The organism is Candidatus Flexifilum breve (genome assembly GCF_016713355.1).
This window is the reverse complement of the sequence record NZ_JADJPI010000015.1, coordinates 216,459-229,329: the sequence shown is the minus strand read 5'-3', so window position 1 is coordinate 229,329 and position 12,871 is coordinate 216,459. Positions and strand designations below refer to the sequence as shown.

Annotated in this window: 16 protein-coding genes; 11 read left to right on the top strand and 5 right to left on the bottom strand. The window is 54.9% G+C overall.

Annotated elements, in window-relative coordinates:
* The first annotated feature begins 902 nt into the window (after positions 1-902).
* The 11 genes from IPK17_RS15395 (at position 903) to IPK17_RS15345 (ending at position 7,066) form a co-directional block, all read left to right on the top strand.
* Positions 903-1,472, top strand: a complete 570-nt coding sequence (locus tag IPK17_RS15395) for a sensor histidine kinase (protein ID WP_343418573.1) — start codon at positions 903-905, stop codon at positions 1,470-1,472.
* 2 nt (positions 1,473-1,474) lie between these two features.
* Positions 1,475-1,912, top strand: a complete 438-nt coding sequence (locus tag IPK17_RS15390) for a sensor histidine kinase (RefSeq protein WP_343418572.1) — start codon at positions 1,475-1,477, stop codon at positions 1,910-1,912.
* Positions 1,913-1,922: 10 nt separating this feature from the next.
* The gene (locus IPK17_RS15385) at positions 1,923-2,300 is read left to right on the top strand and encodes a response regulator (RefSeq protein ID WP_343418571.1); all 378 of its coding nucleotides are present in this window, start codon (positions 1,923-1,925) and stop codon (positions 2,298-2,300) included.
* A gap of 513 nt (positions 2,301-2,813) precedes the next feature.
* A complete protein-coding gene (locus tag IPK17_RS15380; protein WP_343418570.1) occupies positions 2,814-3,200 on the top strand; it encodes a helix-turn-helix domain-containing protein in 387 nt (128 codons plus the stop codon).
* Between the two features lie 16 nt (positions 3,201-3,216).
* Complete coding sequence (locus IPK17_RS15375; RefSeq protein WP_343418569.1) at positions 3,217-3,423, top strand: hypothetical protein; 207 nt, start codon at positions 3,217-3,219, stop codon at positions 3,421-3,423.
* An 86-nt stretch (positions 3,424-3,509) separates the two neighbouring features.
* Positions 3,510-3,743 (top strand): hypothetical protein, encoded by a 234-nt coding sequence (locus IPK17_RS15370; protein WP_343418568.1) that lies wholly within the window; start codon positions 3,510-3,512, stop codon positions 3,741-3,743.
* Entirely contained in the window at positions 3,740-4,207 is a 468-nt protein-coding gene (locus IPK17_RS15365; RefSeq protein ID WP_343418567.1) for a glycoside hydrolase family protein, read from the top strand. The genes IPK17_RS15370 and IPK17_RS15365 overlap by 4 nt, the downstream gene beginning before the upstream one ends.
* Positions 4,208-4,427: 220 nt before the next feature.
* Positions 4,428-4,835 (top strand): extracellular solute-binding protein, encoded by a 408-nt coding sequence (locus IPK17_RS15360; protein WP_343418566.1) that lies wholly within the window; start codon positions 4,428-4,430, stop codon positions 4,833-4,835.
* A complete protein-coding gene (locus tag IPK17_RS15355) occupies positions 4,819-5,907 on the top strand; it encodes a sugar ABC transporter permease (protein WP_343418565.1) in 1,089 nt (362 codons plus the stop codon). The genes IPK17_RS15360 and IPK17_RS15355 overlap by 17 nt, the downstream gene beginning before the upstream one ends.
* A 46-nt stretch (positions 5,908-5,953) precedes the next feature.
* Positions 5,954-6,244 carry a carbohydrate ABC transporter permease gene (locus IPK17_RS15350; RefSeq protein WP_343418564.1) on the top strand — a complete coding sequence of 97 codons (291 nt, stop codon included), beginning with the start codon at positions 5,954-5,956 and terminating at the stop codon, positions 6,242-6,244.
* Positions 6,245-6,724: 480 nt separating this feature from the next.
* A complete protein-coding gene (locus IPK17_RS15345; RefSeq protein WP_343418578.1) occupies positions 6,725-7,066 on the top strand; it encodes a carbohydrate ABC transporter permease in 342 nt (113 codons plus the stop codon).
* Between the two features lie 320 nt (positions 7,067-7,386).
* Here the strand turns inward: IPK17_RS15345 and IPK17_RS15340 are convergent, their stop codons facing one another.
* From IPK17_RS15340 to IPK17_RS15320, 5 genes are all read right to left on the bottom strand, one after another.
* A complete protein-coding gene (locus tag IPK17_RS15340; RefSeq protein WP_343418563.1) occupies positions 7,387-8,127 on the bottom strand; it encodes a hypothetical protein in 741 nt (246 codons plus the stop codon).
* Positions 8,064-9,941, bottom strand: coding sequence for a toprim domain-containing protein (locus tag IPK17_RS15335; protein WP_343418562.1), 1,878 nt, complete (start codon positions 9,939-9,941; stop codon positions 8,064-8,066). Before IPK17_RS15335 ends, IPK17_RS15340 begins: the two co-directional genes overlap by 64 nt.
* A gap of 214 nt (positions 9,942-10,155) precedes the next feature.
* Positions 10,156-10,365 carry a DEAD/DEAH box helicase family protein gene (locus IPK17_RS15330; RefSeq protein WP_343418561.1) on the bottom strand — a complete coding sequence of 70 codons (210 nt, stop codon included), beginning with the start codon at positions 10,363-10,365 and terminating at the stop codon, positions 10,156-10,158.
* A 41-nt stretch (positions 10,366-10,406) separates the two neighbouring features.
* Complete coding sequence (locus IPK17_RS15325) at positions 10,407-11,534, bottom strand: ParB/RepB/Spo0J family partition protein (protein WP_343418560.1); 1,128 nt, start codon at positions 11,532-11,534, stop codon at positions 10,407-10,409.
* A gap of 56 nt (positions 11,535-11,590) precedes the next feature.
* Positions 11,591-12,409 (bottom strand): ParA family protein, encoded by an 819-nt coding sequence (locus IPK17_RS15320; protein ID WP_343418559.1) that lies wholly within the window; start codon positions 12,407-12,409, stop codon positions 11,591-11,593.
* Positions 12,410-12,871: the final 462 nt, after the last annotated feature.

The window sequence follows — 12,871 nt, the reverse complement described above, 5'->3', positions numbered from 1 at the left end:
ATATGCCGGGATTGAGTCGCGAAACGTGCATTCTCGAAAACACGATGGTCAAAGGAAGATCGTTCATGTGGGGTGGCTGCTAGCGGGTGAATCAAGGCTGGCCACAGCGTTTGTTTGCTCGATAGCAAAGTAGATTTTGAACAACCATGTTAAGAAGATTACGCGATTACGTCAACTGAAGTCATTTCTTGAAGACGAACGTTGTTCTTCTTTGTGCCCTATAATATGCGCTGTTCATCGCCGATGACGCTGCTGTTGTTCAACAGCTTTAACACGCTCAAACAGGAAAAAGAAAACAGCACCCGCACCGTACCAGATTCGCGACAATTTCGGATCACTACTACTGCGATATCAAGAACATCGTGGCGTACATCAGTATCAACGGTGATGTCAACAGGCGGTTACACGGTATGAGACTATGAGCTTCGCGGAACAAACTTTCTCAATAACCGCATTGCGAATGCGTTCAGTAACGTCAACGTCTTCCAAAACTTCCATCAACGACATCATCATTATCGGGCACAACGGGTATGTGCATAACCTGCCCAATATTATGCTGTCCAAGAGACGTATGACTGGTTAGCGCAGGACTGGTTGCAGAACGCCTCATCCGTCGGGCAATTCAAACTTTGGTTTCACCGACCCTCATTTAGCGAACTACTATGTGGCGAACTCTCCAGCGCGCTGGGTAGTCTCCTCGGTGCTGCCCCTGATGATTCAGGGACGGACGCTTGGCTTTGTGCAGGGGGATATCGATTATGAAAAGCTGCGCGAAGGCTTGGACACCGTGTATCGGCAGAACGAGATCGAAATCACCGTCGTGACTGCCGATGGCGTAGTAGTTTTCGACCGCGACCTCAACCGGGTGAACACCCCACTTGATCCGGCTCTGTTGAGCCAGCTTGAAGCGACAGAAGGCCTTCGTCAATCGGGGCCAGGGGCGACAGCAGCCTCAATGTGTATTGCAGTCGGAAGTGACGGGGTGGTATCTGATTGCTTCGATTCCCTATGCAGCACTCCTCAACCCTGCGTATCAGGTTTCCAGTACGATCCTGTTCGTCATTTTGCCCGTCAGCTTGTTGATTGCGCTGGCGCTGTTCCTGTTTCTCTCCGACCAGATCCGACAGCCGTGGAGCAAACTGGTGCATCGGATCGAGACCGTGACCGTCGCGGATTACGAACACGCTCAGATCGATTACGGGGTGGGGAAATCGCCGAGCTGGGGGACAAGTTTGAGGGCGATGCTCGCGCTGAATAAACAGCTTATCGAGCAGGTGTATGTGGCGGAGATTCGCAAGAAGAACGCTGAGTTGTATGCTCTTCGGGAAACAGATTACCCGCATTTCGTCTACAACTCGCTGCAAGTCATCAAAGGCCGAAGCGATTTTGCCAAGAATAAGGCGATTAGTCAGGTCGTCACCGCGATTGCTGAACTCCTGCGCTACTCCATGGATACGCGTCATCTCAGGTGACCGTGGCCGATGAACTCAACTATGTACGTAACTACCTCGACATCTACAAACGGCGCTATATCGGCAAATTCGAATATCAGATCGATGTCGCTGAGGTGATGCTGCCCTGCCGGATGCAAAAGATGGTCTTACAGCCGCTGGTGGAAAACTGTCTGAAACACGGGTTTGAAAATATGAAAACGGGCGGCTGTATTCAAATCACTGGGCGGCGTGATGGTGATGACTGCCTCTTTGAAGTGCAGGATAACGGCAAGGGGATTGCGGCGGCGAAGCTCCTCCAGCTTCGAGAGGAGCTGGACACCGCCGATCAGACCGAGGTAGAAGGCATCGGGTTATTCAACGTGCATCAGCGGATTGTCATGGAATACGGATTGGGCTATGGTATCCGAGCGATTGAGAGCCAAGAAGGAGCGTACACAGTGATGATTTTGAAAACATAGGAGCTTTAGGGTGTACAAGGTCATTTTTCTCGACGATGCACTGATTACCTTGCAGATGCTGGAGAGCGCGATCGACTGGCAGCAATACAGCATCGTCCTAAGTGGGGTGGCGACGGATGGTGAAGAGGGACTCGCGCTGTTTGAGCAGGTGCAACCGGATATCATCATCGCGGACATCCGCATGCCGAAGATGAACGGCATTGAGTTTGCTCGTGCTATCCGCCAGACCAAAGGACCCGTCAAGATCATCCTGTTGTCAGCGTATGCCGAGTTTGAATACGCGCAGAGCGCCTTAACCTATCAGATCAGCGACTATCTCCTGAAACCGCTGGATGAGAAACAAATTAGAGGCGGCGGTGGCGCGGATCGTTCAGGAGTTGGATCGTGACAGACGGTGAGCAGCACCATCGAAAATTATTTCGGCTGGAACGAGCTGAGAAGCTGCTTCAGCGCACTTTGAGCGAGTATCGCGACAATCCCAGGCTCGTAGAGCTGCCCGCCGAGCGCTGCCCAGCTGCGCGCTGCTTTTTCACAAGCTGATTGCGCTGCTGCTGTCTTGCGGGCTGATCCCGCCGAACCTCAGGTGGCTGTGGATGCTGAAGGGATCGGCCTTTTTCTCAAGGATCGGTTTGTCTGCACACCCCCGTGGTGTCGATCAGCCCGGTGGAACAGGTCGTCTTGTGTGCGGAACAAGCTGTTCAGCGACAGCTAGAGAAATTGTCACGGGTCTGCGTTTGCGCTCACAACCGATCAAAGTCGGCATGGCAGTCGGATACCCGAGCCATTCGACCTGCTTCAAGCCGTCCGAGAGTGGCAGCCTTTCTCGGATGATCTATCCATCAAGCTGTCCGACTTTGAGCCAGCCATCACCGAATTGGTTGAGCAAGGGAACAGCGGCGGGGTGATTGAGCAGTTACAGCGCCACTTGATGCCGATGTTCAGCCGTCAAGTCAAACCAGAGCTGATCGAGACGCTGCTGGTCGATTTCCTCGAATTGGGTCAAAATCGGGCTGGCAAAGCAGTATCCCGGGTATGCGTTCGGCGAATTGACGATTATGTTGGCCTGAGCAAAAATCACTTCTCCCGTGTTTTTCACAAAACAACCGGCGTTAAATTCTGGGATTATGTGACGCAGCTTCGCATCGAAAAGGCGAAAGAATTGCTCAAAGGGAGCAATCGCTCCAATTATGAGATCTGTCGCGAAATCGGATACGAGAGCGAGTTCTATTTCAGCAAAATCTTTAAAAAGGTGGTCGGCGTAGCCGCGCAGGAGTTCAGACGATTATGAAGCAAGCGCCAGCCCTTTGTTTCGCGACCCGATCCATGATGGCGCTGCCGATCCTGTGGTGATCTGGAATCGCGAGGAACAAGCGTGGTGGCTGCTCTATACCAACCGCCGCGCTAACGTGGAATGCCCCGGTGTCGCATGGGTGCATGGGGCGGATATTGGCATTGCCAGTTCGTCAGATCACGGCAGACGTGGCGCTACCGGGGCATCCTGCAAGGTTTAGAATTCGAGCACGGGCGGAATACCTTTGGGCACCGGAAGTGCTGTGGTACGAGGACTCTATCACATGTATGTGAGCTATGTCCCCGCGTGCCGCAGGACTGGTCGGGAACGCGCTCGATTGTGCATATGACCAGCCGCAACCTGTGGGATTGGCACTATGAAAGCACCTTGAGCTTGTCGTCGAATCGCGTGATCGATGCGGCCGTGATCCGGTCTGCCAAACGGGCGTTGGCGCATGTGGTACAAGGACGAAGTCAACCACGCGTACCTATGCTGCCGACAGTGACGACCTGTATCACTGGACGGTGCGCGGCCCGGTGATTACCGACTGTGCCCACGAAGGCCCGAATGTGTTTGTGTGGCAGGGCAGCTACTGGATGATCACCGATTTCTGGAATGGACTCGGCGTCTACCGCTCAGACGATGCGGAACACTGGGAGCGCCAGCCGAGTCCGCTTCTCGCCGCTCCGGGTCGGCGGCGCGATGATGGCGCGATCGGCGGCCATGCTGACATCGAAGTGCAGGGGGAGCGCGCCTTCATCTTCTATTTCCGCATCCGGATTGGGATCGCACCCGGCAGTACGGTCTGCACGAAACCATCCCTATCACGTGAAGCGCACGGCCATTCAGGTCGCGGAACTTGGAACTCCGCGATGGCGCTCGTTACGTGTGATCGAGACAAACATTTCGATTTTACGCTCCTGCCGGGGCGGACTAGTCAGACCGGTTTTATCCAGAATGCGACCGCAGAACTCCGTATTTTTGGACAAAAGGTGATATTTTAGGTCATTTTTACTTGCGGAAGTTCCTGTCACACTGTACTTGATGACCGTTGGCAAAGAGCTGAAGCTAACGGATGAAGAATAGGAGCTTCTAATATGAAGAAGAGTTTGTTGAGTCTTTTGGTACCCGTCGTCGTTCTTTTTCTCTTGGTGAGCGCCCCGAGCCTCGTCGCACGTCCCGGTCGCCGCGCAGGATGCCGCCGTTTCCGGAACTTTGAGCTTCTTGAGCTGGTACACGCAGGATCACTATCAGCCGGTGCTGGATGCGTTTCTCGCGCAGTACCCGGATGTCCAGATCGACTATCAGAATGTCCCGCCGGCGAACAACCAGTACGTGCAGCGCCTGCAACTGCTGGCCAGTTCTGGTGAACTGCCGGATCTCTTCTACTCCGGCCCGCCGATCACTCTGATGGCGGAAAATGGCTATCTGGCTGACATCACCGATCTCGAAGTCGTTCAGGCCTGCCCGAAGGGTACAAGCAGTACTATACCTACGAAGATCGTGTTTACGCCTACGCACCGGATGCCTGGGTCGGTGGCGTCTTCTACAATATCGCCCTGTTCCGCGACAACAACATCGCCGTTCCGACCACGTGGGATGAATTCATTGCGGCGTGCGCAACTTCTCTGAATTGGGCATTAAGCCGATCACCATGTCCGCGGACTCGATCCCGGATCTGATTTACTGGCTGCACAACACCGAAGTTCTGTCACAAGATCCTAATTTCGATGTGCGCATCAACACGGGCGAAACGACCTTCAGCGAAGGGTATCTGGATGCGCTGACCACGTGGAAGACGCAGTTGGTTGACACGGGCTACATTTCGCAGGATACGGTCGGCCTGACGGACGATCAGCGCTTCACCGAATTTGGGACCGGCACTGCCGCGGGGAGATCATCCTCGGGACGCTCACGCCTGAAGAACTCGTGCAGCAGCTCGACGAGCAGCAGGCCGAACTCGCGGCCAGCGGCGGCTAAGCTCAACAGTTGGGTGTCGCTAAAGGTGAACCGCCTGATCGACACCCTACAGGTCAGGCGGTTCATCCCCAAAGCGGATGTCCACTACCAGCAGTCAGGTCAGGAGAACATGATGACCGAAAAGGGTATCCGCCTCTCGCTTTCCCAAGGGTTTGCACGAAGAGCGTCGAGACGATCCGCGAAAGATTTCTTCAAAGGCAATCTCACCTACATTCTTTTTGTCCTTCCCGCTTTCACGATCTACACGATATTGACCATCATTCCCCTTGTGAACACGGTGGTCTACTCCTTCACAAACTTCAATGGGTTGTCGCCCAACTATGAGTTTGTGGGGATTGATAACTACCTACGGGCTTTCTCGACGCGGAATGCGGCGACCGCTTTCGGCAACAGCATCACCTATGCGCTGGTCGTCCCGATTTTGATCACGCTGCTCGCCCTCCCGCTGGCGCTGCTGCTCGACAGTCAGATGAAGACGCGCAACATCCAGCGGGCGATCTTCTTCTTCCCGTCAGTGATTAGCTCACTGTTCCTCGGTTTTATCTGGAATTTCATCCTTTCGCCGTCGAATCAGGGGTTGATCAACAGTTTGCTGCTGTCCGCGGGCCAGCAGAAGTTGCTGCTGCTGGCCGACCCGCGCGCGGCGATGGTTTTGCTGATTCTGGTAAGCGTGTGGGCGAGTACGGGTGGCATGCCTGCATTTACCTCGCCAATCTGCAAGTGATCGACAAGACCTTTTACGAAGCGGCGGATATCGATGGCGCGAACGGTTGGCAGAAATTCCGCTTCATCACTCTGCCGATCTCGCTCCGGCGATGACGGTGAGCGTCATGTTCCTGCTCATCGGCAGCCTCAAGGCGTTTGATCTGCCGTTCGCTTTGACCAATGGTGGTCCGGGCTACGCGACGACCATGATCACCCAGACCATCATCAACGAAGGCGTCAATTCCAATCGAGTCGGGTTTGCATCGGCGATGTCGGTGCTGTTCCTGCTGTTGATCGGTGTGGTGACCGCGTTCCAAGTGGGGATATTAGGCCGCCGGGAAGAGAAGCTGACATGAGAAAGTATCGGTTGTCGACGTTTGTCAGCGAAATCATCATGCTGGGCGTCTGCGCAGTTTTCGTGATCCCTATCTACTATCTGGTAGTCAGCACGTTCAAGACACAGGCGCAAATCATCGAGTCGCCGCTTGGACTACCGACCGCTGTAAATTTTGATAACTACCTCCGCGCGCTGGAAGGGATCGATTTCTTCAAGCATTTCTTCAATTCACTGCTCATCACGGTGGTTTCAGTGGTGCTGATCATCGTGTTTGGCTCGATGGCGGCCTATACGATTGCTCGGAAAACGAGCCGTTTTACCAAGATTTTGCGCGCTTACTTCCTCGTCGGGTTCATGGTGCCGCTGCAAACGACGATGCTCCCCCTGTTCCTGATTATGAAAAGCTTTGACCTGATCAATACGTATCAGGGGTTAATTTTTCCTGCACAGCAACGGTGCAGTGTTCGCTTTGTTCCTGTACACGGGCTTCATCCGCGCCATGCCGCGCGACTTGGAAGAGGCCGCGTTTGTCGACGGCGCGGGCGTATTTCGCACCTTCTGGCAAATCATTTTCCCGCTCTTGCGACCCGTTACCGCAACGCTCGTCATCTTCAACACGATCTGGATCTGGAACGATTTCCTGTTGAGTTATCTATTCCTCAGCTCGACCGATAAAGCAACACTGACCATGCAGGTGTACAACGGCGTCGGCCAGTATTTCACTGACTGGTCGATCATGATGCCGATGCTGGTCTTGGCGATGCTGCCAATGGTCATCTTCTATTTGTTCATGCAGCGCCATATCGTCAGCGGTTTGACGGCGGGTTCGTTGAAGGGGTAACCCGATTACAGCGATGAGCAGATTTGGGCAGGCCAAAACAGGCGTAGGGCGCAGCAATCGGGAATCGTTAATAATCCCCTACATACTTTCGCGCCCCAGTTGACCTGATTTTGACGGCTTCCCGCGCGTGCATGGCGCGAAATGTGCATTTGAGAAGGCGAAAAACTCTACATGGACTGCATACTCTACATACTCTTCATGGATCGAGGCTTCCTATGTAGAGTATGCAGAGTATGTAGACAATGAAGTGTTTTTTCGAGATTGCATCAACGAATTGATTACATCAGAACGCTGACCAACTCGTTGATGCATGAGTTAAATCACGAGACGGCGGCAATCTCGTAACGACGCATCATGTCGAGTACCACATCCCGACGGATGCAGTACATCATGCCGTCCATCTGACGCTTGCGATTGCCCGTGTCCAACAATTGCAGTCGAGTCATGATGTGGGCAATCCATTGAGCGTGCCCCAGTTGCTCAACTGGTTGTCCAAGGAGTCGGGCGACGTGTTCGCGAACCTGAGACGCTTTAATCCACATCTCGCCCAGCTCATTTCGTGTCATCAGCTCCAGCGCCTGCAAAACCGCTTCTTCGCGGTCGCTGAGTGCTTTGCCTTCGCTCATCTGCTCGTCCCACTGCGCCGCCTCAGAAATCGCATCGAGCAACCCCTTTACCCCGCCTTCCTCCTCGAAGAAGGCTGCCAGCGCGACGAGCGGTGACCACAGTTCACCTGACCGGTTGTGCAGCTTGTGCAGATCGGGGCGGTCGAAGTAGTTTCGGTGAATCGCTTCGAAGTGGGTCAGTGCCAGTGTGTAAAGCTGGTGACGAATCTCCGACCCGTCGAAGTTGGGCGGGAGGCACGGCATTTTCTTATCTGTGCGGCGCATCGGTATGGCAATGCAGCGGGAGGCGAGAATGTCTTCCAGACCGGCTATCGCCGCGAGGATCTTCGGCGAATACACGTCGAACGCCTGCGGTTTCATGTCCTCGCCGATCAAGCGGATGGCGGGCATCCCCGCCTTGTAGCCGCTGTTGAGCAGCTGGCGGATCTGCTGCATGCCGGGTCTTTCGGATTGTGATAGCGTTCCGCTTCGTCAATGCCCACCGTGCAGCTCGTTGTGTGGATGAGGCGGAACATCGCCGCGCCGGTCGGATCAGAGGTGGTGACCATGTTGAAGGCAATTGGCTGAAGCACCCGCATGACCGTGCTCTTGCCGCTGTTCTTTGGTCCGTTCAAGGCGAGGTAGGGGTATGCGGGGAACATCGTATAAAGATAGGTGCCGCACACCCATAGGGTGAGGATGCGGCTTTCAATCGGTGAGCGGAAATCGACATACTGCGTGAACAGATCATGCACCGACTGAAACACCTCTCCCGCGCTGACCACTTCCCCATTGAGGAAGCGCTGAATATCGCCATAGCGCCAGCGCCGCAGGAATTCGCTGCCTTCGGGCAGCACCCGCAAGGCGATCTCCTGCCCGCCGATCTGCAAGACCTGCTTATCCGTCAGACGCTTGATTTCGCGCTTGCTGGTGATGAGATACGGCTGAACGTTGAGGCGATCATCCTTGGTGCGCTCAAGGATGCAAGTCGTCACCAGCGCCAGATCGCGATGAAATCCGAGCGCGGGCGACAAAACTGGAATACCATCATCAACGATCCCCGGCATTTCCTCCTCTTTCTCTTCCGGTGCTTTTGAACGGGCAGCGCGCAGCATCTCGTTGAACGTGGCGCGCTTCACGCCCAATTCCGCCAGCGCTTCTTTGAATTCTGCCAACGCAAAGCGATCCAGATCCGCCGCGAGGGTGAACAGATCGCGGATCGCGTCCTGTCGTTCCAAACCTTCCAACCGCTCGACGCGGGCGATCTCCGCACCGATCCAACTTTGCGCGCGGTTGAGCATCGACCGTGCATCCTCCTCGGTCGCGCCGTGCTGTGCCAGCCATTCGTTTGCATCCTTTACGGCGGAGGGGAACTGGGGCAGATAAGCAGCACGGCCTAACGCCGCCGCAATCGTCTGGCTTTGCTTACGCGCATCGTCGGTGTTGTCCAGCGCGACGAAGACACGCTTGTGTTGTTTGAGCAGCGCCAGCAGATCGTCCGAGAGTTTCATCCCGCCGAGCGCGATTGCCGGGATGTTCCATTCCGCAAACGTGATCGCATCTGCCTGACCTTCGACCACAATCACGCGATCCGAATCGGCGCTGTAGGCATGATTGTAGTACGGCTGCCGGTCGCCGAGGATTTCACGCGGCGGGTTGTAGTGGCGTTTGCCTTCAATCGACCTTCCACTCAAGTACGTCAGCTGCCCTTGATCGAGGTGGACATACACGATCATTTCGGCTGGAAACTTGTGCAGTACAGAACGCCATTTATCCGGCAGGTTAAGGTCGGCAAGCAACGTGCGCTTATCTTGCGGCATATAGCCGACCCGCGCCGCCTCAACGGTTTGACGCTGCCATCCGCGCTTCTCGGTCACATAAGCGAATGCAGTTGGCGTTTTGAGCAGCGCCTCATGCAGTCGATCAATCAACTGGCGTTCTGCCCAGTCAGACGACTTACGAACATCCTCATTGGTATCCAGCGAAATCCCAGCCCTTTCTGCGAGAAATTTCACGGCCTCCATAAACATCACCGCATCACGTTGATTCCATGCCGAGCCGTAGTTGAGTAAATGCCGCCCGACAAAATCGAATACGTCGCCCTGTTCGCCCTGCGAGTTCCAGAAGTACCAACCGGTCGCAGGCACGACGACGAGACTGTCATGTTCCACGCCGATAAAACGCGTCCCCGATTTTTTGAGGACGAACTTTTCCGCGACCAGCGCCTCAATCGAGCTGCCGGAGCGGATGAGATTCAGATTTATTGACATTTGAGTTTCCCCGGTTACGAGCAAATCAAAGCTAGAGGCGCGCAGTTTTTCCGCGCCCAACGGGAGAATTTCAGTTGCAGGCAAGCCGGAGGTGTGATACATTGAGGGTGTCCAGTCCAACAATGTATCGTTTTCTCCAGCCCACCTGTGCGTTTCCTTGGTGGGTCTTTTTTTATCCGGGTGGAGATCGGGCTAAATGACTGGTCATGTCGGCTTACCCTCCAAATTCATCTTCGAGAAGCTCGAGAACCTCGTCAACAAAGGGCTGCAGCTTCTCCAGCAGCATGTATCCGACTTCCCCGTGATTTTGGTTTTCCAGCTTGCTGCGAAAGTAATTCGCGAACTCCTGTGGTGACGGAAGCTCTCCCCAACTGAGGATGTTGAACAAATCCTCGGTCGTGTCTTCGATGATTTCCTGATTCATGCTTTGTTATCCAAATCTATAAGTCCACCCGGGTGGACTTATCATTCATCCAACGGTGAGTTAGCAGCAGTGAGTGCGAGTTGCGCGAGGCGTTTCAAGTAGGCTTGTGCCAGCAGTGGATCCTTTTGTATGCGACATATAGCGAGCCACAAAGTCTGGGGATCATGCTTCTCAATATCCTTGACAATCATTCTCGCCAGCTTGATTGCGAAAATTGGCAGTTGCCCTTGCTCTTCAACGTGCCCATCCTCCTCATTGATGATTGCTTCAACCTGTCGACTGGTCAGATTGAGTTGAACGACTTGCTGAACCATCTCCGCCTGATCTTGTGCGGGCAAAAGCAAGATGTGACGCAGAATACGCTCGTCAATCTGATGACGATCCGCTAATTCCATTGCTTCGTCCGAAAGCTTGAGTAGGTCTTTGAACTGGCTAAACCGTCGCTTATCGATACCCCCCATCGCGCTGTAAACCCGTTCCGCTTCTCCACGAGGAAGTCGCAAATCCAGTGCCTGTCGATAAAAGTCGTTGGTGACGGCATAAGTGGGGATTTCGTAGCCATGGACCGTCAACAGCAAAAGAGCGGCTTGCCGAGCCATTGCCACTGCCGACAATCCGGAACGTGCTGAATTCTCTTTTGCCTGCCGAAAGACAGTCGAAGTTGTAAGCGGAACGATCGTGCACGGGATCATGCCATCACCCGTATAGCCGGGGATGAAATCGCGGAGCAGCCACGCTGCCCAGTAGCGGCGCTCACCTGTTTCGATGCGATACAACCGGGTCACGCCTTCCGATACATCCACCACGGTGATCGGGTTGACCTGACCATCATCGTTGATGGTGACGGCCAGATTGACCAAATCGCGGAGCAAAATCTCTTCCGGCGAGAGTTTTGCTTCACCGTCGTCATCGTTCTCGCTTTCGGGGTTGGGCAGCAGTTCCAGCACATTGCTGAACGGGCGTCCGCGCTGACGAGCCGCCACTTGCACAAGCTGAACCAGCTCGCGCAGCGCCTGTGTTGGAGTCAGACGGTTGTGATGGAAAGCCGTGTGTATCCGTTCGGGCAGAACGCGGCGGGGCTGCACCGGATCAGGGCGTACCAGTTCCAGAAGGATGCGCTCAACCCGGATCGAGTTATCCGCAAACTGCTGTGGATCGAAATCGAGCATGTCGGCGCTGACCGAGTCGAGCAGGGCTTGGGTGCGATCAATCTGTCGCTTGGACATCATGTACCTCCCATGCGGCGAACGAGCGTCGCGACAAGCTGGGCGTAGGCTTTGCTGGCAGGGGCGTTGGGGTCGTAGGTGAAAATGCTCTCGTGATTCCGATGGGCGTAGGAAATTGCTTCATTGGCGGGGATAACGCCGCACAACAGCTTGCCCAACACGCCGTGCGCTTTGAGGTCGCCCAGTAAATCGTTGTGCCCGCGTACCCGCTTATCCAGCTTGGTGACGAGGATGCCGCTGATCCGCAAGTTGGGATGCCGCCAGCCTTCCCGAATCTCGTTGATCTTGCCGATGACGCTCATCAACCCAACCGTTTCCAGATACCGCGGTTCGACTGGAACAATCGCATCGGTTCCGGCAATCAAACCCATCTCAGTCATGAGGGAGAACGACGGGCGCGTATCTATCACAATGGCAGCGTATAGGTTGGCAATCTTCGAGAGCGGATCGGCGAGGCGATAGGGCGCGCCCGCTACACCCATCAATTCCCGCTCAGCACCTTCGAGCAGGGGAGAGGCGGGCAGGACATGCAGATCGGCGTCCCACAGGCTCGGCACGATGCACTGCGTCAGGACATGCGGCGCATTCTGGCGATCGGCCATCAGCACGCTGTAGAGGCTGTCATCAACGCCGTAGTCCTTACGCCCTGTAGTGATGAGCGTCGCGTGCGCCTGCGAGTCAGTATCAATCAGCAGGACGCGCGAATTCGCTGCCTGCGCATGGCGCAGTACATTGGCGATGCCGAAAGCAATGGTGGTGGCGGACGTAGACTTGCCTACGCCCCCTTTGTGGTTGGTCAAAACGAAAACCGGTGTCACAGTTAAACGCTCCTCTTCTCGCGTCGAACGAATGATGCCGGGCGCTTGAAAACCACACGCTTCAGAACTGTGCTAGACTGAAATCGTGTCAGGTCAAACGCTCGACACTCTTCAAAGCGGGCGGGAGAGCAGTACTCTCCCGTTCGCAACGAAGTCAGACCTTCGCCAAGAGGCGTTCAACCTGAGCGTGTTGGTGATAAGTAATGTGGATTAAGAAATCGGCGTCCGGACGAGGTGAGGGGCGTCTTTTCTCGTCTACAGTCTCGGAGTGTACGCTGAAAGCGGAGATGAGTTACTCATCTCCGCTTTTTTGTTACCCCTTGGCGATGGCAGTTACTGATCCCGCCACGTCTCCAGTACCCGCGCGCCAAGAAGCTCCAGAACAAACAACTGCCCCCGCCACTGATTTGGTTGCCGTAGGGGGCAAGCAGGCGGCTTTCCAGCACGCTGAGGTCATTCGCC

What these genes read in the sequence shown, in the direction of transcription:
- IPK17_RS15335 (WP_343418562.1), bottom strand. Translation starts at nt 9,941, where the DNA reads ATGTCAATAAATCTGAATCTCATCCGCTCCGGCAGCTCGATTGAGGCG.
- IPK17_RS15340 (WP_343418563.1), bottom strand. Translation starts at nt 8,127, where the DNA reads ATGCAGCAGATCCGCCAGCTGCTCAACAGCGGCTACAAGGCGGGGATG.
- IPK17_RS15345 (WP_343418578.1), top strand. Translation starts at nt 6,725, where the DNA reads ATGCCGCGCGACTTGGAAGAGGCCGCGTTTGTCGACGGCGCGGGCGTA.
- IPK17_RS15330 (WP_343418561.1), bottom strand. Translation starts at nt 10,365, where the DNA reads ATGAATCAGGAAATCATCGAAGACACGACCGAGGATTTGTTCAACATC.
- IPK17_RS15325 (WP_343418560.1), bottom strand. Translation starts at nt 11,534, where the DNA reads ATGCTCGATTTCGATCCACAGCAGTTTGCGGATAACTCGATCCGGGTT.